Source organism: Rothia sp. HMSC036D11, assembly GCF_001814205.1.
Lineage (GTDB): Bacteria > Actinomycetota > Actinomycetes > Actinomycetales > Micrococcaceae > Rothia > Rothia dentocariosa.
Genome location: NZ_KV815315.1, coordinates 369,313 through 369,597, shown reverse-complemented (window position 1 = coordinate 369,597; position 285 = coordinate 369,313). Strand labels below are relative to the sequence as shown.

Here is a 285-nt window from a genome sequence, read left to right as displayed (position 1 = left end):
GTCTAGCAAGGATAGTTAGTGAAGATTCCCAACCCAAGGATTTCAACCCATGATGCCCAAGTAAGTCTAGCAAGGATAGTTAGTGAAGATTCCCAACCGGGTCTATGGCCTATGTCAACCGTGACTAAGTCTAGCAAGGATAGTTAGTGAAGATTCCCAACCGAAGACCTCGACACCCGCGCCCGCGCCTAAGTCTAGCAAGGATAGTTAGTGAAGATTCCCAACAGACCCGTCGCCTACCACAGTGACATGCTAAGTCTAGCAAGGATAGTTAGTGAAGATTCC

Annotated in this window: 1 CRISPR repeat array. The window is 48.1% G+C overall.

Going from position 1 to position 285, the window contains the following annotated elements:
• Position 1: 1 nt before the first annotated feature.
• A CRISPR array of direct repeats spans positions 2-285; the repeat unit is 28 nt; unit sequence TCTAGCAAGGATAGTTAGTGAAGATTCC.